Origin of the sequence: Methylobacterium sp. WSM2598 (assembly GCF_000379105.1) — a bacterium.
Taxonomy (GTDB): Bacteria; Pseudomonadota; Alphaproteobacteria; order Rhizobiales; family Beijerinckiaceae; genus Methylobacterium.
Window position 1 is genome coordinate 5,638,919 of record NZ_KB900609.1, and the last position, 18,729, is coordinate 5,657,647.

16 protein-coding genes and 1 tRNA gene are annotated in these 18,729 nt (G+C 73.7%); 9 read left to right on the forward strand and 8 right to left on the reverse strand.

The annotated features are described in order from the left end of the window. The first annotated feature begins 31 nt into the window (after positions 1–31). Together lepA and MET2598_RS0126510 are read left to right on the forward strand one after the other, a co-directional pair. Positions 32–1,837, forward strand: a complete 1,806-nt coding sequence (gene lepA / locus MET2598_RS0126505; RefSeq protein WP_018262923.1) for a translation elongation factor 4 — start codon at positions 32–34, stop codon at positions 1,835–1,837. Between the two features lie 403 nt (positions 1,838–2,240). Further along, positions 2,241–3,725 (forward strand): TadE/TadG family type IV pilus assembly protein, encoded by a 1,485-nt coding sequence (locus tag MET2598_RS0126510; protein WP_018262924.1) that lies wholly within the window; start codon positions 2,241–2,243, stop codon positions 3,723–3,725. A gap of 400 nt (positions 3,726–4,125) precedes the next feature. Here the strand turns inward: MET2598_RS0126510 and MET2598_RS0126515 are convergent, their stop codons facing one another. From MET2598_RS0126515 to MET2598_RS0126525, 3 genes are all read right to left on the reverse strand, one after another. Then, positions 4,126–4,530: a hypothetical protein gene (locus MET2598_RS0126515; protein WP_012330210.1), complete on the reverse strand. Its 405-nt coding sequence runs from the start codon at positions 4,528–4,530 to the stop codon at positions 4,126–4,128. A gap of 111 nt (positions 4,531–4,641) precedes the next feature. Then, entirely contained in the window at positions 4,642–5,022 is a 381-nt protein-coding gene (locus MET2598_RS0126520; RefSeq protein ID WP_018262926.1) for a hypothetical protein, read from the reverse strand. A gap of 124 nt (positions 5,023–5,146) precedes the next feature. Then, positions 5,147–6,985, reverse strand: a complete 1,839-nt coding sequence (locus MET2598_RS0126525; RefSeq protein ID WP_018262927.1) for a methylmalonyl-CoA mutase subunit beta — start codon at positions 6,983–6,985, stop codon at positions 5,147–5,149. Between the two features lie 238 nt (positions 6,986–7,223). Between MET2598_RS0126525 and MET2598_RS0126530 the strand changes: the two genes are divergently transcribed. Next, positions 7,224–7,559: a TfoX/Sxy family protein gene (locus MET2598_RS0126530; protein WP_012330207.1), complete on the forward strand. Its 336-nt coding sequence runs from the start codon at positions 7,224–7,226 to the stop codon at positions 7,557–7,559. A gap of 19 nt (positions 7,560–7,578) precedes the next feature. Here the strand turns inward: MET2598_RS0126530 and MET2598_RS0126535 are convergent, their stop codons facing one another. Then, complete coding sequence (locus tag MET2598_RS0126535; RefSeq protein WP_012330206.1) at positions 7,579–8,382, reverse strand: undecaprenyl-diphosphate phosphatase; 804 nt, start codon at positions 8,380–8,382, stop codon at positions 7,579–7,581. Positions 8,383–8,670: 288 nt separating this feature from the next. On the opposite strand from MET2598_RS0126535, the gene MET2598_RS0126540 reads away from it, so the two are divergent. The 3 genes from MET2598_RS0126540 (at position 8,671) to MET2598_RS0126550 (ending at position 11,416) form a co-directional block, all read left to right on the forward strand. Next, a complete protein-coding gene (locus MET2598_RS0126540; protein WP_012330205.1) occupies positions 8,671–9,363 on the forward strand; it encodes a glutathione S-transferase family protein in 693 nt (230 codons plus the stop codon). A gap of 71 nt (positions 9,364–9,434) precedes the next feature. Next, positions 9,435–10,568: a tRNA epoxyqueuosine(34) reductase QueG gene (gene queG, locus MET2598_RS37390; protein WP_018262928.1), complete on the forward strand. Its 1,134-nt coding sequence runs from the start codon at positions 9,435–9,437 to the stop codon at positions 10,566–10,568. Further along, entirely contained in the window at positions 10,565–11,416 is an 852-nt protein-coding gene (locus tag MET2598_RS0126550; RefSeq protein WP_012330204.1) for an SDR family oxidoreductase, read from the forward strand. The genes queG and MET2598_RS0126550 overlap by 4 nt, the downstream gene beginning before the upstream one ends. Positions 11,417–11,455: 39 nt before the next feature. Here the strand turns inward: MET2598_RS0126550 and MET2598_RS0126555 are convergent, their stop codons facing one another. The 3 genes from MET2598_RS0126555 to MET2598_RS0126565 form a co-directional block, all read right to left on the reverse strand. Further along, positions 11,456–11,737 carry a hypothetical protein gene (locus tag MET2598_RS0126555; RefSeq protein WP_012330203.1) on the reverse strand — a complete coding sequence of 94 codons (282 nt, stop codon included), beginning with the start codon at positions 11,735–11,737 and terminating at the stop codon, positions 11,456–11,458. Between the two features lie 56 nt (positions 11,738–11,793). Next, entirely contained in the window at positions 11,794–13,920 is a 2,127-nt protein-coding gene (locus tag MET2598_RS0126560; protein WP_018262929.1) for an ATP-binding protein, read from the reverse strand. A gap of 116 nt (positions 13,921–14,036) precedes the next feature. Then, a complete protein-coding gene (locus tag MET2598_RS0126565) occupies positions 14,037–15,575 on the reverse strand; it encodes a YifB family Mg chelatase-like AAA ATPase (protein ID WP_018262930.1) in 1,539 nt (512 codons plus the stop codon). Positions 15,576–15,772: 197 nt separating this feature from the next. Here MET2598_RS0126565 and MET2598_RS42370 point away from each other — a divergent pair, with 197 nt between their 5' ends. Then, positions 15,773–15,931 carry a hypothetical protein gene (locus tag MET2598_RS42370; protein WP_012330200.1) on the forward strand — a complete coding sequence of 53 codons (159 nt, stop codon included), beginning with the start codon at positions 15,773–15,775 and terminating at the stop codon, positions 15,929–15,931. A gap of 15 nt (positions 15,932–15,946) precedes the next feature. On the opposite strand, the gene MET2598_RS0126575 is transcribed toward MET2598_RS42370, so the two are convergent. Then, on the reverse strand, positions 15,947–17,542 hold the full coding sequence (locus MET2598_RS0126575) for a putative bifunctional diguanylate cyclase/phosphodiesterase (RefSeq protein WP_018262931.1): 1,596 nt from the start codon (positions 17,540–17,542) through the stop codon (positions 15,947–15,949). A 385-nt stretch (positions 17,543–17,927) separates the two neighbouring features. On the opposite strand from MET2598_RS0126575, the gene MET2598_RS0126580 reads away from it, so the two are divergent. Together MET2598_RS0126580 and MET2598_RS41595 are read left to right on the forward strand one after the other, a co-directional pair. Beyond that, positions 17,928–18,003 (forward strand) — tRNA-Ile (locus MET2598_RS0126580). A gap of 427 nt (positions 18,004–18,430) precedes the next feature. Next, the gene (locus MET2598_RS41595) at positions 18,431–18,655 is read left to right on the forward strand and encodes a hypothetical protein (RefSeq protein WP_157182267.1); all 225 of its coding nucleotides are present in this window, start codon (positions 18,431–18,433) and stop codon (positions 18,653–18,655) included. The last annotated feature ends 74 nt before the right edge of the window (positions 18,656–18,729 follow it).

The following is an 18,729-nucleotide window of genomic DNA, read 5'->3' on the forward strand; positions in this document are numbered from 1 at the left end:
GCCGCGCCTGGGCGCCGGAGACCGCCTGCTGATGACCGCCAAGCCCATCGACACGATCCGCAACTTCTCGATCGTCGCGCATATCGACCACGGCAAGTCGACCCTCGCCGACCGGCTGATCCAGCTCACCGGGGCGCTCTCGGCGCGCGAGATGACCGAGCAGGTGCTCGACTCGATGGACATCGAGCGCGAGCGCGGCATCACCATCAAGGCCCAGACCGTGCGGCTCGACTACAAGGCGCAGGACGGGCGCGAGTACGTCCTGAACCTGATGGACACGCCCGGCCACGTCGACTTCACCTACGAGGTGTCGCGCTCGCTGGCGGCCTGCGAGGGCTCGCTCCTCGTCGTCGATGCGAGCCAGGGCGTCGAGGCCCAGACCCTCGCCAACGTGTATCAGGCGATCGACGCCAACCACGAGATCGTCCCGGTCCTCAACAAGATCGACCTGCCGGCGGCGGAGCCCGACCGCGTCAAGGAGCAGATCGAGGAGGTGATCGGCATCGACGCCTCCGAGGCGGTGCCGATCTCGGCCAAGACCGGCCTCAACATCGAGGCGGTGCTGGAGGCGATCGTCGCCAAGCTGCCGCCGCCGAAGGGCGACCGCGAGGCGCCGCTGAAGGCGCTCCTGGTCGATTCCTGGTACGACGTCTACCTGGGCGTCGTGGTGCTGGTGCGCATCGTGGACGGCGTGCTGCGCAAGGGCATGACCATCCGGATGATGGGGGCGGACGCGGTCTACGGCGTCGACCGCGTCGGCGTCTTCCGCCCCAAGATGCAGGACGTGGCCGAGCTCGGGCCCGGCGAGGTCGGCTTCCTCACCGCCTCGATCAAGGAGGTGGCCGACACCCGGGTCGGCGACACGATCACGGAGGACCGGCGCCCGACGGACCAGGCCCTGCCGGGCTTCAAGCCGGTCCAGCCGGTGGTGTTCTGCGGCCTGTTCCCGGTCGACGCCGCCGAGTTCGAGAACCTGCGCGCCGCCATGGGCAAGCTGCGCCTCAACGACGCCTCGTTCTCCTACGAGATGGAGACCTCGGCGGCCCTCGGCTTCGGCTTCCGCTGCGGCTTCCTCGGCCTCCTGCACCTGGAGATCATCCAGGAGCGGCTGGAGCGCGAATTCAACCTCGACCTGATCTCGACCGCGCCGAGCGTGGTCTACCGCCTCAACATGGCGGACGGCACCATGCGGGAACTGCACAATCCCGCCGACATGCCCGACGTGATGAAGATCGACACGATCGAGGAGCCCTGGATCCGCGCCACCATCCTCACGCCGGACGATTACCTCGGCGGCGTGCTCAAGCTCTGCCAGGACCGGCGCGGCGCCCAGATCGACCTCAACTACGTCGGCAAGCGCGCCATGGTCGTGTACGATCTGCCGCTCAACGAGGTGGTGTTCGACTTCTACGACCGCCTGAAGTCGATCTCGAAGGGCTACGCCTCGTTCGACTACCACATCTCGGATTACCGCGAGGGCGACCTCGTGAAGATGTCGATCCTCGTGAATGCCGAACCGGTCGACGCGCTGTCGATGCTGGTCCACCGGACCCGGGCGGAGTCCCGCGGCCGCGCGATGTGCGAGAAGCTCAAGGACCTGATTCCGCGCCACCTGTTCCAGATCCCGGTCCAGGCGGCGATCGGCGGCAAGATCATCGCCCGCGAGACCATCCGGGCCCTCTCCAAGGACGTCACCGCCAAGTGCTACGGCGGCGACATCTCGCGCAAGCGCAAGCTCCTCGACAAGCAGAAGGAGGGCAAGAAGCGCATGCGCCAGTTCGGCAAGGTCGAGATCCCCCAGGAAGCCTTCATCGCCGCGCTCAAGATGGACAGCTGAGGCGCCGCGCGGGAACGGGAGCCTCCGGCGCCTCGCGCGACCGCCGTGCCGATCGGCGCGGTCGCGCCGGCCTCCGACGCGTCGCGGGTCTGCCGACACGGCCACCACCGGCTCGGACGCCGGGATGGCGCGGGACCGACGGCCCGAGCGGAGATGCCGCGAGCCGTTCTGCTCGGGGAGGGCGCCAGGACCGGCCGATCCCCCGCGGGCGCCTGCCCGCCCCTGCCGGGCTCGCCCTCGTCAGGACCACATCGCGCAAAATATAACCTAAGGTTGTTTGGATTAGACCTTTCGTTGTGATTGGACATAGGCCTTCTAACCTGAAGGTTTTGGCGCACGCATAAGAAGTTCCGTAACGGAAGAGGCCGTTCAATCCGCTTCGAATTCCGACGGGGGTGCGTGGGTGCGCGGGAAGCTCGCGAAGCTCGCCCGGAGCTTCTGGCTCGCTGGGGCGGCCAACGTGCTGGTCATCTTTGGCCTCGGCGCTCCTGTGCTGTTCGGGGTGGTCGGCATCACGGTCGACTACGCGACCTGGCTGAATCAGAAGCTGATCCTCCAGAACGCGGCGGACGCGGCCGCCCTGGCGATCGTCGCGGACATCCAGATCGCCGCCCCGCAGCTGGAGCGCATGCAGGCCATCGCCGAGAGCCAGGTGCGCCGCTTCGTGCCGCTGAAGGAGGGCGACGGGCCGGTGGCGGTGAGGACGGCGCCGCGCTACCGCAAGACGTCGGACGACCCGTTCGCCCCGGGGCCGGTCGAGGGCGACGTGCGCACGGCCAATGGCTGGTCCGTGACCCTCACGCAGCGCAAGCGCGCGATCATGAGCCGCCTCGTCACGCCGGCCCTGACGGACATCACCGTCGAGGCGACGGCGGAGATGGCCGGCACGATCAAGGTCTGCGTCCTCGTCCTCGACGCCGCCGCCAGCGGCGCGCTCGCCCTCAGGGATCAGTCCCGGATCGACGCCGGCAACTGCTCCGTCTACGTGATGTCGGCCGATCGCCGGGGCCTCCAGATGACCGACGGCGCGGCGCTGACCTCGCTGAAATCCTGCGTGGTGGGCGGCTACGCGGGCGGCGGCTACGTCAGGCCGCGGCCGATCTCGGGCTGCCCGCCCATGCGCGACCCGCTCCAGGCGCGGGAGCCGCCGCCGGTCGGCGGGTGCACCTACACCAACCTCGCCATCGCGGACGAGCGGCGCACGCTCATGCCCGGGACCTATTGCGGCGGCCTGATGATCAACGCGGGGGCGAGCGTCACCCTCGCGCCGGGCACCTACGTGATCAAGGACGGGCCGCTCGTGGTCGGCTCGGAGAAGCAGGAGACCCGCTCGACGGGGTGGGGCTGGTGGGGGTTGCGGGGCTGGCGCCCGTTCGTCCCGCTGCTGTGCTACTGGCCGGAGCTCGTCCCGGGCTCGCACGCGCTCTGGTGTCCGAGGACGACCACCACGAATTCCCCGCCCGGGATCCTCACGGGGACGAATGTCGGCTTCTACTTCACCGGCAAGGTCCCGCCGGACCAGGACGGCGCGGTGCGCCCGGTGCAGTTCATGCCCCGCTCCACGGTGTCCCTCACGGCGGGCAAGACCGGGAGCATGGCCGGGCTGTTGTTCTTCGAGGATCGCGACGCTCCTCCCGGGCGCCAATTCGCCGTGCTGAGCGATTCCGCCCGGCGCCTCGTCGGCACGATCTACCTGCCGCGCGGCACCTTCACGGTGAGGACGAACCAGGTCGTGGCCGACCAGTCCGAGTTCACCGCCATCGTCGCGCGCGGGATCGACCTCTCCAGCGCGCCCCGCCTCGTCATCAACGCCGATTACGGCGCGACCGACGTGCCGGTGCCCAAGGGGATCGGGCCGACCAGCGCCATGCCGACCCTGACGCATTGACGATCCGGCGGGCCGACCCGCCGCGCCCGTCAGCGCGGCATGAGCGAGAGTCCGGTCCGATACGTCCGGCGAGCGGAGCACGGGTCGGTGATGGGGGACACCTCGCGGAGGCGCCGAGGCGTGTCGGGGCGAGCCGCGCCGCGAACGTCGTCATGGCATTCGGGGTCATGGCATTCGGGGTCATGGCGTTCGGGCTCGGGGCCCCGGTGCTGTTCGGGGCCGCCGGCATCGCCGTCGCCGACCAGTCCGAGCACATGGCGATCGTGGCGCGCCGGCTCGACCGGTCGCGGGTCCCCGCCTCGTCATCAACGCCGATTGCGGCGCGGCCGGCGTGCCGGTGCCCAAGGGGATCGGGCCGACGAGCGCGGCGCCGGTGCCGACCCGCTGAGCGGCCCCGCGATCAGGGCTTGGCGGAGGCCGGCTCGGCGTCGGGCCGCGGCTCGGCATTGGCCCAGGCCTTGGTCTCGAGCATCGGCTTCAGCCGCTCCTCCAGGGATTGGGCGAGGTGGCGGGTATAGGCGCCGCGGAAGTAGCGCGCGCCGGTGCCCGGCCCGTGGCGCAGGTCGTGGTCGCGCATCATGGCGTCGACCTCGGGGCGGCAGAGGTAGCCGATCACTCCGGCCGCCTCGTACCAGCGCCCGCTGCGGGCATGGGCGAGGGCCGCCGGGTTGTTGCCGATGCTCTCGGCGAAGCAATCCGTCGCGGCCGCCTCGCGCGGCGGGACGCTGCTGTGCTGGGGCTCGCGGGCGGCCGCCGCGGTGGCGGTCGCCGCGCAGAGCATGCCGAGGAGGAGGGGTCTCATCATCCGGTGCCGGCCGAAGCGGTTCGAGGGTCCGAGCCGACGACCCTGCCCCCCGTCCGGGGCGAATCTGCGGCAGGTTCGCCGGAGGGCTGTGGCGCGGGCCGCCAGCGACCGTCAGCCGCGGCGCTCGGCGTTCCAGCGCCCGCCGCAGCGCGTCCCGCCGGAGGTCGTCCAGGTGCCGTTGCCCCAGCCATCGGCGAGGCGCCCGACCACCTGGGCGCTCGCGTCGCCCCGGCTGATCGCGCCGCGCACGACCCCGTTCGGCTGCACCCGGCCCGTGATGGTGAAGTCCGAGCCCCCGGCGTAGCGGGCCTGCCCGTCCTGGATGATCAGGCCGTAGCGGTAGGCGCGGTCGCAGGTGCCGGTCTCGGTGATCACCTCGACGCTCCAGGTCCCGTCGAAGCGCTTGACCGATGGCGCGCTGCGCTTCGCGGCCAGGGCGGGACCCGCCGCGGCTGTCAGGATGATCATGCCCGCTAGGGCGGCCCGCAGCATCGTCGTCACTCTCGTCTCCCCTTGGGATAGCCCCCGGCCACAAACGCCCGAGCTTCGCGGCGGTTGCCCCGGATCGGTGCGCCGTCGCACGAGGCGGGCGACGGCGCGCGGGGGAGCCCCGATGTCAGGCCCGGGCGAGGTCCTGCGCCTCCTCCAGGAGGCGCAGGAGGTCGCAGCCGGCGTAGAGGTCGCGGGTCACGCCGGCCTCGCGCAGGGCCGCCTCCAGGGCGCCGGGCCGGCCGGCGAGGTAGAGGCTGCGCGCGCCGGCCTCCGCCAGGGCCCGGGCGGCCGGCACCGCCTCGGCGGCGTAGACCTCGTCGGACGAGCACAGGCAGGCGAGCGGCGTGCCGGCCGCGCGGAAGGCCGCCACCAGGGAGGCGAGGTCCGGGAAGCCGTCATTGGTGAGCGCCTCGATGCCCCCCGCCTCGAAGGCGTTGCGGGCGAAGGTCGCCCGGGTGTTGAAGGCGGCGATCGGGCCGAGATTGGCCAGGAAGACCCGCGGGCGCCGGCCCGTCGCGGCCAGGGCCGCGTCTGAGGCGTCGCGCAGGCGCTCGAAGGGCTCGGCGAAGCGCAGCGAGGGCAGGGCGCCGGCCGGGGTCGCCGCCGCCGCGGGGGCGGGGGCCAGCACCGCCACCGGCGCCTCGGCGAGGTGGGGGAACTCGCTGGTGCCGGTGATCGGCTGGCGGCGGGTGGCGAGGTCGCGCCCGCGCGCCTCTCGGATCGCGGCGAGCCGGCCGCCGAGCCGGCCCGAGGCCAGGCTCTCGACGAGGCCGCCCTCGCGCTCGATCTCCTGGAACTGCGCCCAGGCCTGCGCGCAGAGTTCGGCGGTCAGCGCCTCGAAGCCGCCCGCGCCCGCGGCCGGGTCGACGACCCGCCAGAGGTTCGATTCCTCCAGGAGGACCACCTGCGTGTTGCGGGCGCAGCGGCGGGCGAAGGCGTCGGGCAGGCCGAGCGCCGCCGTGAAGGGCAGCACCGTGACGGAATCAGCCCCGCCGAGCCCGGCCGAGAAGGCCGCCGCGGTGGCCCGCAGGAGGTTCACGAAGGGGTCGCGCCGGGTGGTGGTGCGCCACGCCGTCTCGGCGTGGAGGGTGAGCGGCTTCGGGGTCAGGCCGCAGGATTCCTCGACCCGCGCCCAGAGCCGGCGCATCGCCCGAAGCTTCGCGACGGTGAGGAACTCGTCCGCGTCGGCGACGAGCAGGACCGCGATGGCGTCGCGCGCCCGTTCGAGGTCGTGCCCGCCGGCCTCCAGGGCCCGCAGCAGCGCGACGGCGCTCGCCAGCACGGCGGCGAGTTCTCCCGCCTCGGTGGCGCCCGCCTCGTGGAAGGGCCGCGCATCCGCCAGGAACGCCCTCCCGGCGAAGCCCCTTCGGTCGAGGCCCGCCAGGGTGGCGGCGAGGCCGGAGGCGACCTCCGGCCAGGGGCCGGGCAGGGCGCCCGTCGTGGCGAATTGCCCGATCGGATCGATGCCGAGGTCCAGCGACAGGCGCCCGAGATCGTCGCCCCGCCGCGCCGCGAGCGCGACCAGGGCCTCGGCCGCCGCCGCGGCGCCGGGGCCCGCGTCGAGTCGCAGGGCGATCAGCGGCAGCATGACCCCGTCGAGCGCCCGCTCCAGCGCCTCCGGGCCGGGCAGGCCGAAGCCCCGGGCGGCGCGCGCCCCGGCCAGCACGAGGGTGAGCGCGTCGGCCCCGCCCTCCAGGTCGGCGAGGGCCAGCGCGTTGGCCTCGGCCGGGTCCGGGTGGTCGACCCGCTGGGCGATGCGCCAGGGCGCCGGCGCCCCGGCGCCGCGCAGGGGCTGCGGGCTCGGCGCGGCGGCGCCGTAGAGGGGCTCGACGCGGATCCCGTCCCGGGTGCGGTGCACGAGGCGCTTCTCGTACTCCGCGCCTTTGAGCACGCCGTCGACGAGGGCGCGCCACTGCTCGCCCGTGGCGGGGGGGAACGCGGCGGCGAGCGTGAGATCGTCCATGGCGGGGTCCTTCGCGGCGGATGTCCCTCTGCATCACACGGGATCGCGGCGCCACCCGTCAATGGTCGAGCCCGCCCGTCGCGGCGTCGCGGCCCCGGCTTGACTCGCGGCCGCGCCGCCCGGAGCGTGGCCGCCGGGCCCTCCAGCACCTGGCGGGCCCTCCAGCACCTGGCGGGCCCTCCAGCACCTGGCGGGCCCTCCAGCACCTGGCGGGACCTTGCGACGGATTCGGACCGGAATGGACGCGACCGCGATCGAGGAGATCTTCTCGGGGCTCGGGCCGGTGACGGTCCGGCGCATGTTCGGCGGCAAGGGCATCTATCACGGCGGCCGGATCGTCGCCGTGGAGGTGCGGGGCGACTTGCTGCTCAAGGCCGACGCGGCGAGCGCGCCCCTCTTCGCGGCGGCCGGCGCCACGCAGTGGAGCTATGCGGGCCGCAAGGGCCAGGCGATCCGCATGCCCTACTGGTCGATCCCCGCCGACGCCTACGACGATCCCGACGCGATGGCGCGCTGGGTCCGGCTCGCCCACGAGGCGGCCCTGCGCGCCGACGGGGCGGCGGACCGGCCCTGAGCCGCCGCCCGGCCCCGGCTCAGCCGAACACGATCAGCCCCGCGAAGCCCGCCGCCCCCACCAGGATGCGCCACCACGCGAACAGCCCGAAGCCGTGGCGGGAGACGTAGTCGAGGAGCCTGCGCACCACGAACAGAGCCGACAGGAACGCCACCACGAAGCCGATCGCGATCAGGCCGACGTCGTCGCGCGAGAGGTACTTGTAATTGTCGAGCAGGTCCTTGGCGAAGGCGCCGGCCATGGTCGGCATCGCGAGGTAGAACGAGAACTCGGTCGCGGCGCGCTTGCCCGCGCCCATCAGCATCGCGCCCACGATGGTGGCGCCCGAGCGCGACACGCCCGGGATCATCGCGAGGCACTGGAACAGGCCGATCTTGAGCGCCATTCCGAGGGAGAACTGGTGGACGTCGTCGTACTTCTGATCCAGCTCGGTCTCGTCGATGACGAGCAGGACGAGGCCGCCGGCCACCAGCGTCGAGCAGACGATCCAGGGATTGAACAGGTAGAGCTTGATCGTCTTCGAGAAGATGCCGCCGATGATCGCCGCCGGCAGGAAGGCGAGCAGGATCGCCAGGATGAAGCGGCGGGCCTTCGGGTCGCGCGGCGCCCGCAGGGCGAGGTCGAGCAGGGTCCGGAAATAGACGCTCACGATGGCCAGGATGGCGCCGAGCTGGATCAGCACCTCGAAGGTGTTGTTCGGGGACTGGAAGCCGATGAAGTGGCCGACGAGGAGCTGATGGCCGGTCGAGGAGACCGGGATGAACTCGGTGGCGCCCTCGACGAGGGCGAGGATGACGGCCTTGCCGATGCCCGCGAGGTCCATCAGCGCATCCCCCGGCCCGCTCGGAGCCGCCCCGCCCGCCATGCCACAGCCGTCATCATCGCTCGCTCGCTCGTTGGGAGGCCGCTGCTCGCGGCGGGACAGTGTCGGGGATGGTTGCAACCGTCGCACGACATGGTTTCGGGTCGGTTACCAGCCCGGCGCGCCCGTGTTAAGGATGCGGCTCATTCCGCGGGGACGATGACCGGCCGTTAATCCGTTCCGGGCTCAATCGCCGCGCAAGGCCTGCCCGCCCCGGCCAGCCCAGACACGAAGCGCGACACGGCCCGTATGGCGACGCTGCATCATTCCCCCTTCTGCCCGCATTCCCGCTTCGTCCGGCTGGTCCTCGCCGAGATGGGCATGGAGCCGGTCCTGGCGGAGGAGCGGCCCTGGGAGCGCCGGGAGGAGTTCCTGATGCTCAACCCCGCCGGCACGACGCCGGTGCTGGTGGAGGAGGGCGGGCTCGCGGTGCCGGGATCCGGCGTGATCGCCGAGTATCTGGACGAGACGCGGGGGCTCGGCCTGTCGGGGCGGCGCCTGCTGCCGGAGGCGCCCGCCGCGCGGGTGGAGGTGCGCCGCCTCCTGGACTGGTTCCTGGCCAAGTTCGACCAGGAAGTGACCGGCTACCTCGTCACCGAGAAGATCCACAAGCGCTTCATGACCCCGGATCTCGGCGGCGGCCCGCCCGACATGAACGCGATCCGGGCGGCGCGCACCAACGTGCGCTACCACCTCAAGTACATCGGCTACCTGATCGCCCGGCGGAACTGGCTGGCGGGCGACCATCTGACCTATGCCGATCTGGCGGCGGCGGCCCATCTCTCCTGCGTGGATTACCTCGGCGACGTGCCATGGGACGAGGACGAGATGGCGCGGACGTGGTACGCGCGGCTGAAATCCCGCCCGTCCTTCCGCGGCCTGCTGGCGGACCGGGTGCCCGGGATGGCGCCGGCCGACCATTACGCGGACCTGGACTTCTGACGCGGGACGGCGCGGCGCTGCGGCGCCTCCTGGAGGAGCGCGCCCGCGCCCTCGGCTTCGACGCGCTGGCGGTGACGGGGCCGGAGGCGGTGCCGGAGCTGCCGGGGCGCCTGCGCGCCTGGCTGGCGGCGGGGCACCAGGCCGGGATGGGCTGGATGGCGGAGCGGGAGGCGCAGCGCGCCTCGCCGGCCGCGCTCTGGCCCGCGGTGCGCAGCATCGTGATGCTCGGGGTCAATGCGGGCCCCCAGGAGGATCCGCGCGCGGTGCTCGCCGCCCGCGACCGGGCCGCCATCGCGGTCTACGCGCAAAGGCGCGACTACCACGACGTGATCAAGGGCAAGTTGAAGGAACTCGGCGCCGTGCTGGCCGCGCGGGGCGGCGCCGACCTCAAGGTCTTCGTCGATACCGCGCCCGTGATGGAGAAGCCCCTCGCGGCCGCGGCGGGGCTCGGCTGGCAGGGCAAGAACACGCTCACGGTGTCCCGCGCCTTCGGCACATGGCTGCTGCTCGGGGCGATCTACACCGATGCGGAACTGCCTCGCGACGCGCCGGCGCGCGACCGCTGCGGCGCCTGCCGGCGCTGCCTCGACGCCTGCCCGACCGACGCCTTCCCGGCCCCCTACCGGCTCGACGCCAACCGCTGCATCGCCTACCTGACGATCGAGCATGCCGGCCCGATCCCGCCGGAATTCCGCGCGGCGATCGGCAACCGGGTCTTCGGCTGCGACGATTGCCTCGCGGTCTGCCCCTGGAACAAGTTCGCCGGGGCGGCCAGGGAGGCGCGGCTCGCCGCGCGCAGCGACCTCGCGGCGCCCGCCCTGCGCGACCTCGCCCGGCTCGACGAGGCGGCGTTCCGGGCGCGGTTCGCCGGCACCCCGATCAAGCGCACGGGCCGCGCCCGCATCCTGCGCAACGTCCTCGTCGCCATCGGCAATTCGGGCGATCCCGGCCTCGCCGGAGAGGCCGCGCGGCTCCTCGCGGATCCCTCGCCGCTGGTGCGCGGCATGGCCGTGTGGGCGCTCGCGCGGCTCGCGCCCGGGCACCTGCCCCCGCATCCGCCGCCGGGCGAGGACGACCCGGACGTGCTGGCCGAGTGGGCGCGCGCCCACGCGGCGAGCATACCCGGGCGTCGGGAGGGCGAGCCCCCTTGCGCGGCCGGGGCGGAGCCCTGCATCACACCGGTTTCCCTGGGGCACTCGGCATGAACCTCCTCGTCTTCGGGCTCGGCTACACGGCGCGGCACTTCGTCGAGCGCGAACGGGCGCGCTTCTCCCGCATCGCCGCGACCGCGCAGGCGCCGCGGCCGGACGCGCCCGAGGGCGTGATCGCGCGGGTGTTCTCGCCGGTGCGGGCGGATCCGGCGATCCTGGACGACGTCGCCCGCAGCGACGCGGTCCTGGTCTCGATCCCGCCCCAGGACGGGGATCCGGTGCTGCGCGCCTACGCGGAGGCGCTCGCGGCGGGGCCGGCGCGCTGGATCGGCTACCTCTCGACGATCGGCGTCTACGGGGACCAGGGCGGGGCCTGGATCGACGAGGCGACGCCGCCCGCGCCGACCCATGAGCGCACCCGCGACCGGGTCGCCGTGGAGGAGGCGTGGCGGGCCCTCGGGGCGCGGACCGGCAAGGCGGTCCAGGTCTTCCGCCTGTCGGGCATCTACGGGCCGGGGCGGAACGCCTTCGTGAAGCTGCGCGAGGGCCGCGCGCAGCGCATCGTCAAGGACGGGCAGGTCTTCAACCGCATCCACGTGGACGACATCGCCACGGTGCTGGCGGCCTCCCTCGACCGGCCGCGGGCGGGGGCGGTCTACAACGTGACGGACGACGAGCCGGCCCCGCCGCAGGACGTGACCGCCCACGCGGCCGCGCTCGCGGGCCTGCCGCTGCCGCCGGAGATTGACTTCGAGACCGCGTCCCTGAGCCCGATGGCGCGCAGCTTCTACGGCGAGAACAAGCGGGTGCGAAACCGGCTGATCCGGGAGGAGCTCGGCGTCGCCCTGCGTTTCCCGACCTACCGGGAGGGGCTGGCGGGGCTCGTCGCGGAGGCGGGGTGAAGGCGGGCGCCCGGCGCGCCGCGACCCGTCCGCCGCGGTTCAGCGCCGGGTGCAGACCATCCTGCCGCGCGTGCAGGCGATGCCGGGGGTGGTGCAGCCGATCGCGTCCCCGTCCCGGATGCACAGGGTGCAGTCGTCGGTCCATTCGCGGCAGGTCGGGTCCTCGGCCGGCGAGGCCGCCTGCTGGCGGGGGGCGGCCGGCGCCGGGCGGGGACTCGGCGCGAGGTTCGCGACGAGGACGACCGCGACGGCGAGCGCGGCGATGCCGCCGGCCAGGGTGGCGTCGCGGCTGCGGTCGGGGGACGGGACGGGCTCGGCCATGGGCGCACTCCTCGCGTGCCGGCGCGCGGCCTGTCAACCGGGCGGCGCCCGGCCCCTCAGGCCGCCCGGGCCGCGCCCGCGAGGAGCGGGGGCAGGGCGGCGAGGTCGAGGGGCTTCGACAGGAACCCGTCGAATCCCGCGGCGCGGGCGGCGGCCTCGTCCTCGGCGCCGGCATTCGCCGTGAGCGCGACGAGGCGCGCCGGGGCGGCTCCGCGGGCGCGCTCGAAGGCGCGCAGGCGCCGCGCCGCCTCCAGCCCGTCGAGGCCCGGCATGCGGATGTCGAGCAGGGCGAGGTCGAAACCCTCCGCCGCGCCCGCGGCGGCGGCCTCCAGGTGGCGCAGGGCCTCCGCCCCGTCCGGCACCCAGGTCACGGCGGCGTCGAGCCGCTCCAGGGCCTTGCGGGCGAGGAGCGCGTTGATCGGGTTGTCCTCGGCCAGCAGCACCCGCGCCCGCCCCGGCGGCGGGCCGCGCCGCTCGGCCGGCGCGCCCTCGCGCAGCTCGCCCCCCTGCGGCCGCGTCGCCTCGCACAGGCGGGCGTAGAGCGAGCGGGCCCGCACCGGCTTGATCAGGTAGCGGTCGAAGCCCGCGGCGGCGGGCGAGCCGAAATCCCGCCGGTCGAAGGGCGACAGCAGGACGATGCTGCGCGGCACCCCGGCCCGCTTGGCCGCCCCGGCGATGCGCCGCACCGCCTCGTCGCCGAGGGCCCGGTCGGCCAGGACCGCGTCGAAGGGGCCGGCCCGCAGGGCCTCGCGGGCCGCCGCCTCGCCGTCGGCGCTCACCACCTCGGCGCCGCTCCGGGTGAGGCGCGCGCGCAGGAACGGCCCCTCGACCGCCGAGGCCGCCGCCACGAGGATGCGCCGGCCGGTGAGGGCGGGCGGGCGCGGGCGCTCGCCGTCGAGGGCGCGCAGGGGCAGCACGACCCGGAAGCAGCTGCCGGCGCCCGGGCGCGAGGTCGTCTCGATGCGCCCGCCCATCCGGTCGACGAGGCGGCGGGTGATGGCGAGGCCGAGCCCGGTGCCCTCGTGGCGGCGGCTCGCGCTGCCGTCGCCCTGTTCGAATTCCTCGAACAGGAGCGGCAGCCGCTCCTCCGGAATGCCGGGGCCGGTGTCGTGGACGGCGAGGACGAGGTCCTCGCCCACCCGCTCCGCCGTGATCCCGACGCCGCCGGTCTCCGTGAACTTCACCGCGTTGCCGGCGAGGTTGAGGAGGATCTGGCGGACCCGGTCGCCGTCGCCCAGGACCCGCGGCGGCAGGTCGTCCGCGAGGTCGGCGGCGATCTCCAGGCCCTTGTCCTGGGCGCGCGGCGCCAGGAGCTCGACCACGCTCTCGACCAGGGCCGCCGGGTCGAAGGGCTCGCAGGCGAGGTCGAGGCGCCCGGCCTCGATCTTCGAGAAGTCGAGGATCCCGTCGATTAGGGTCAGCAGCGCCTCGCCGGAGGTCTTGATGGCGCGGATGTAGGTCTCCTGCTCGGGGCTGAGCGGCGTCTCCAGGACGAGGTCGGCCATGCCCAGGATGCCGTTGAGCGGGGTGCGGAACTCGTGGCTGACGGTGGCGAGGAAGCGCGACTTCGCCACGCTCGCCGCCTCGGCGCGGCTGCGCGCCTCGTCGAGGGAGCGCACCGCCTCGACGCGCTCGGTGATCTCGCGCCCGGCGCGCAGGACCTCGGGCCGGCCGTCGCGCCCGACCACGGCCGACTCCACGACGGCGAACCAGCGCGGCGGGCCGCCCGCGGCCGGGGCGATCGCGAGGTCGGCGGTGCGGCTGCCGTCCGGCCGGGTCTCCGCCGCCAGGCTCTCGGCGATGGTCGCCTCCCGGGTCGTGCCGAGGAGCGCCTCCGGGCTGGTGCCGAGGAGGCGCGCGAAGCCCTCGTTGGCGAAGGTGATGCGCCCCTCCGCGTCGCGCTGGACGATCAGCTCGATCTGCGCCTCGACGAGGTTGCGGTAGCGCTCCTCGCTCTCGGCGAGGTGCCAGATCCGGTCGTGCAGGTGCTCGACCTCGCGCTCCCGCCGCCAGCGCGCGAGCCGCCGCGCGTACCAGGCGGTCGCCAGGACCAGGAGGGCGAGGACGAGCCCCGTCGCCCCGAGCGCGTCGGAACCGGCGCGGACGAGCCCGGCCTCGCCCCGCGCAAGCGCGCCGATCTGCGCCGTCGTCGCCGTGCCGGCCGGCCCCGCGCCATCACCCATGCCATCCCCCCGCCTGCCCGCCGCAGCATGGGGCCGGCTCCTCAAGGATGGCTTGCCGGACAGGCTTAGCGGCGGGCAAACGGCCCGCGGCGAATCCGCGGCGTCGCCGGGCGGCGCTACGCCGCCTCGGGGCGCGGATGGGAGCGGCCCCGGTAGGAGAGCGCCTCGGCGAGGTGCGCGCGCCGCACCCGGGCCTCCCCGTCGAGGTCGGCCAGCGTGCGCGCCACCCGCAGCACGCGGTGGAAGCCGCGGGCCGAGAGGCGCATGGCGTCGGCGGCATCGCGGATCAGCTTCTGGCCGTCCGGATCCGGCCGCGCCGCCTCCTCGATCACGCCCGGCGGGCAGGAGGCGTTGGTGGTGCCGGGGGGCAGGCCGGCCTCGGCGTAGCGGTGCTCCTGGCGCCCGCGCGCGGCGGCGACGCGGGCGGCGGCCTCCGCCGAGCCCTCCTGCGGCGGCGGCAGGATGAGGTCGGCGGCGGTGACGGCCGGCACCTCGATCCGCAGGTCGATGCGGTCGAGCAGCGGGCCGGAGAGCCGGGCCTGGTACTGCGCCACGCAGCGCTCGTTGGGGCCGCGGCGGCAGGCGAAGCCCGGCTCCGTCGCGTGGCCGCAGCGGCAGGGATTCATCGCCGCGACGAGCTGGAACCGGGCCGGATAGGTCACCCGGTGATTCGCCCGCGCGATCATCACGCTGCCGGTCTCCAGGGGCTGGCGCAGGGAATCGAGCACCTGGGGCGAGAATTCCGGCAGCTCGTCGAGGAAGAGCACGCCGCCATGGGCGAGGGAGGCCTCGCCGGGCCGTGCCCCGGCGCCGCCGCCGACCAGGGCCGCCATGGAGGCGGAGTGGTGGGGCGCCCGGAACGGGCGGCGGTTGGAGAGCGCGCCGTCCTTCAGCTCGCCCGCGACCGACTGGATCATCGAGACTTCGAGGAGTTCGCGCGGCCCCAGCGGCGGCAGGATCGAGGGCAGGCGGGCGGCGAGCATCGACTTGCCGGCCCCGGGCGGGCCGCTCAACAGAAGATTGTGGGCGCCCGCCGCGGCGATCTCCAGCACGCGCTTTCCGCCCTCCTGCCCCTTGATCTCGCGCAGGTCGCCGAGGGGCCGGCCGGGCTGCGCCACGGCCGGGCGCGGCCGGGCCATCACCTGGCTTCCCTTGAAGTGGTTGGCGAGCTGGATCAGGGAGCAGGGCGCCAGCACGTGCATGTCGCCGCCCGCCCAGGCGGCCTCGGGCCCGCTCGCGGCCGGGCAGATCAGCCCGAGGCCGCGGCCATTGGCGGCCATGGCGGCCGGCAGCACGCCCGCCACCGCCGTGATGCCGCCGTCGAGGGCAAGCTCCCCGAGCACGCAGTAGCCGGCGAGCGCGTCCGCCGGGAGGGCGCCGATCGCGCCCATCACCCCGAGGGCGATGGGCAGGTCGTAGTGGGACCCTTCCTTGGGCAGGTCGGCCGGGGCGAGGTTGACCGTGATGCGCTTGGCCGGCAGCGCCAGCCCCGAGGCGATCAGGGCCGCGCGCACCCGCTCGCGGGATTCCGCCACCGCCTTGTCGGGCAGTCCCACCACCGTGAAGGCGACGGCGCCCGCCGCGATCTGCACCTGCACGTCCACGGCCCGCGCCTCGATCCCCTCGAAGGCGACGGTGACGACGCGCGTGACCATAAGCTTGCGTTCCGGATGACCCAACGTCAGGTTAGGCGGACTCGCGGCGCCGCACAACCCGCGCGGCCCCGGGCGCCTGCCCGCCGCGCAGCGGCCGGGCACGCAACCTGCTTCTCGGGGTTGCGCGGCACCCGGGGGCGGACGCCGCGTTGGATCGTTGAGGCCCGCGGCGGGCCCGCGGCGCGAGAGGAGGCAGCATGATCACTCCCCCGAAACAGAGCCCGCTCCTTGCCCTGGCCTACCCGGTCGCCTTCCTGGCCGGGGCGCTGCTGATCGGCACCCTCACGAGCCGCTGGATCCTGGCGGAGCCGGCCCCGGCTTTGGTCGCCTCGGCGGCGGCGAGCGCCGAGCCCTGAATCGCCCGGGCGCGGTCAGGCGGCGCTGCGCCCTTCCAGGAAGGCCTTCTGCTCGTCGGCCGGCGCGCCGAGGAGGCGGTCGATGGCGTCCTTCGGCATCGGGGCGCCGAACAGGTAGCCCTGCCCGAAATCGCAGCCCTGGCCCGACAGCCACTCGACGCTCGCGGCCGTCTCGATCCCCTCGGCGGTGGTGGTCAGGCCGAGGCTGGTGCCGAGCTTGATGATCGCGTCGACGAGCTTGGCGCGCTCGTCGCTCATGGTGATCGAGTCGACGTAGCTGCGGTCGATCTTCAGCTTGTCGAAGCGCAGCTCGCGCAGGTGATAGAGGCTCGAATAGCCGGTGCCGAAATCGTCGAGGGCGATGCGCACCCCGAGATTCTGCAGCGAGGTCAGGGTGGCCCGGGTGGCCTCGAGATCCTGGACGAGGGCGGATTCGGTGATCTCGACCTCCAGGCGGTTGGGCGGGAAGCCGGTCTCGGTGAGGATCGCCAGGATGCGCTCGGCGAGCCAGCGGTCCTGGAATTGCTGCGGCGCGATGTTGACGGCGAGGCGCAGGTGGCTCGGCCAGCTGCGCGCGTCGAGGCAGGATTGCCGCAGCAGGCGGTAGCTGAGTTCGGCGATCATGCCGGTCTCCTCCGCCGCCGCGATGAACTGGTTGGGGGTGAGGAGGCCGCGGGTCGGGTGGCGCCAGCGGGCCAGCACCTCGACGCCGACGAGTTCCTGGTTCGGCAGCGCGACCACGGGCTGGTAGAAGGGCTCGATCTCGCCGGTCTCGATCGCGGTGCGCAGTTCGCTCTCGAGGAGCGCCCGCTCCTTCAGTTCGAGGTCCATGGCGCTCTGGAAGAAGCGGTAGGTGCCGCGGCCCTCCTTCTTGCCCTGGTACATGGCGAGGTCGGCGGCGTGCATGATGCCGTGGGCGTCGACGTCCTCGCGGGAGATCAGGGTGATGCCGACCGTCGCGCCGACCTTGAGTTCGGCCTGCGCCCACTCGACCGGGCGGGCGATGGCGGCGATGACCTGCTCGGCGAGCCTGGCGAGCGCCTCGCTGCCGGTCTCGCCGATGACCAGGAGGGCGAATTCGTCGCCGCCGAGGCGGGCGGCGAGGCCCTGGCTCGGGGCGAGGGAGCGCAGGCGGTCGGCGACGGCGCAGAGCACCGCGTCGCCGGCCGCGTGGCCGTAGAGGTCGTTGACGGGCTTGAAGCGGTCGATGTCGATCAGCAGGACGGCGCCGGAGACCGCGGTGGCGCTCGACCGCATCAGGCGGTCGATCGCCTCCAGCAGCAGGCGGCGGTTGGCGAGGCCGGTGAGCGCGTCGTGGCGGGCGACGGCTTCCGCGTGGGCGGCGGCGGCATCGCGCTCGCGCATCACCCGGCGCAGCTTCAGCGACTTGCGGACGGTGACGCCGACCATGGTCAGCCCCATCAGCAGCATGAAGGTGAACAGGTCGGTGAGGCCGCTCTCCAGCATGAATCGGCCGAAGGCCTGGAACACGCCGGACTTGGCGCCGATCAGGCCCCAGAAGCCGGCAATGACCAGCAGGCAGAGGCCCTCGTAGAGCTCGCCCTCGCCCCATGTCGATCGCGCCCTTGTCGATCGCGTCTTGGCAGACATGATTCACCCCGTACCCTGGTCGGGCTGTGATCGCACCGCCGGTTTAAGAAATCTGCCCGGTCGGTCGCGGTGGGATCCGCCTACGCCCGGCGCGGTTAAAAATTCCTGACGCGCCAGTCGAGCCAGGGATTCGGGCATGATCCACCCAAGTATCGTGCCGGCCGGATCTGGGGCTGGGGCCGCGGCGGGGCGGCCGGGCGGCCGCAACCTTGCTGGAGGTCGGCCGGGGCGCGGCGTCAGATCGTGGCCGCGCCGAGGGATGATCGGCGTGACCGCCCGGAGCGCGGCGCGGATCGCCGGCCCGCCCGGGTGCCGGCCCGAACCGCACGATCGGGGGTGACGCGCCGTGTCCGGTCGGCTATCGCTTCGCCGGCTGCGCCGCGCGGGGCCCGTAGCTCAACGGTTAGAGCCGGCCGCTCATAACGGTCTGGTTGCAGGTTCGAATCCTGCCGGGCCCACCACCATCACCGAGAGGTTGGCGGGATCGCGCAGTGGTCCTGGTGGGGCGCCCACCGAAGATCCCACATATCGAGGCGTCCGGATGCGCGCGGAAAACCTCTCCGCCGCGCCGCGTTGGCGGTCCGGGTGATGCTGCCCGTCCGCGTCCCGCAGCATCTGCACGGTCATGCCGAGCTAGCCCGCCAGCGCGCCGAACGACGGCCCCACCTCGGCGAATGTCGGATCGGCGCAGGCGGTCCTCGCGCAGACCTCCGACGTCGTGGACGCGTCGGCCGCGGGCGCCCGGATCGACCCGGTCGCCATCGAGACCGTCGAGGGCGGCGCCGACGCGCCCGCGGGCAGATGGTATTTGTGGTTGCGCTCAAACAACCATTCCGGGTATGGTCCCGCTCACTCTGCGGCATGACGTATCGGAGTGGCGGTGACCTGATGGCCCAATTCGTCATCAACCCGGATCTTCTGCCCGTCGGCAGCGTGTCGCGGATGCTGCGCAGCACCGCGCGGAGCAACGGCCAGAACCTCGCGGGCGGAGATCAGGTCGTTGCGACGTCGGCCGGTCACTGCACCGCCTCGAAGACTTGCGCCGTCTTGCCCGTCAGGGAGCGTGATCGATGTCGACCGCCCGGTCCGCCGGTCGCGGTTGGCCTCGGATGACACCGGCGCTCACACCGGGTCGGCCCGCCCGCTGAGCACGCCGACCGTCGACTTCGTCGCGGACGTCGAGCCGC

Excerpts from the sequence above, each read along its gene's own strand:
- MET2598_RS0126525 (WP_018262927.1), bottom strand. The coding sequence starts at position 6,985 with ATGGACGATCTCACGCTCGCCGCCGCGTTCCCCCCCGCCACGGGCGAG.
- MET2598_RS42370 (WP_012330200.1), top strand. The coding sequence starts at position 15,773 with ATGATCACTCCCCCGAAACAGAGCCCGCTCCTTGCCCTGGCCTACCCG.
- MET2598_RS0126575 (WP_018262931.1), bottom strand. The coding sequence starts at position 17,542 with ATGTCTGCCAAGACGCGATCGACAAGGGCGCGATCGACATGGGGCGAG.
- MET2598_RS0126565 (WP_018262930.1), bottom strand. The coding sequence starts at position 15,575 with ATGGTCACGCGCGTCGTCACCGTCGCCTTCGAGGGGATCGAGGCGCGG.
- MET2598_RS0126540 (WP_012330205.1), top strand. The coding sequence starts at position 8,671 with ATGGCGACGCTGCATCATTCCCCCTTCTGCCCGCATTCCCGCTTCGTC.
- lepA (WP_018262923.1), top strand. The coding sequence starts at position 32 with ATGACCGCCAAGCCCATCGACACGATCCGCAACTTCTCGATCGTCGCG.
- MET2598_RS0126520 (WP_018262926.1), bottom strand. The coding sequence starts at position 5,022 with ATGCTGCGGGCCGCCCTAGCGGGCATGATCATCCTGACAGCCGCGGCG.
- MET2598_RS0126530 (WP_012330207.1), top strand. The coding sequence starts at position 7,224 with ATGGACGCGACCGCGATCGAGGAGATCTTCTCGGGGCTCGGGCCGGTG.
- MET2598_RS0126555 (WP_012330203.1), bottom strand. The coding sequence starts at position 11,737 with ATGGCCGAGCCCGTCCCGTCCCCCGACCGCAGCCGCGACGCCACCCTG.
- MET2598_RS0126515 (WP_012330210.1), bottom strand. The coding sequence starts at position 4,530 with ATGATGAGACCCCTCCTCCTCGGCATGCTCTGCGCGGCGACCGCCACC.
- MET2598_RS41595 (WP_157182267.1), top strand. The coding sequence starts at position 18,431 with ATGGCCCAATTCGTCATCAACCCGGATCTTCTGCCCGTCGGCAGCGTG.
- MET2598_RS0126560 (WP_018262929.1), bottom strand. The coding sequence starts at position 13,920 with ATGGGTGATGGCGCGGGGCCGGCCGGCACGGCGACGACGGCGCAGATC.
- MET2598_RS0126535 (WP_012330206.1), bottom strand. The coding sequence starts at position 8,382 with ATGGACCTCGCGGGCATCGGCAAGGCCGTCATCCTCGCCCTCGTCGAG.
- MET2598_RS0126550 (WP_012330204.1), top strand. The coding sequence starts at position 10,565 with ATGAACCTCCTCGTCTTCGGGCTCGGCTACACGGCGCGGCACTTCGTC.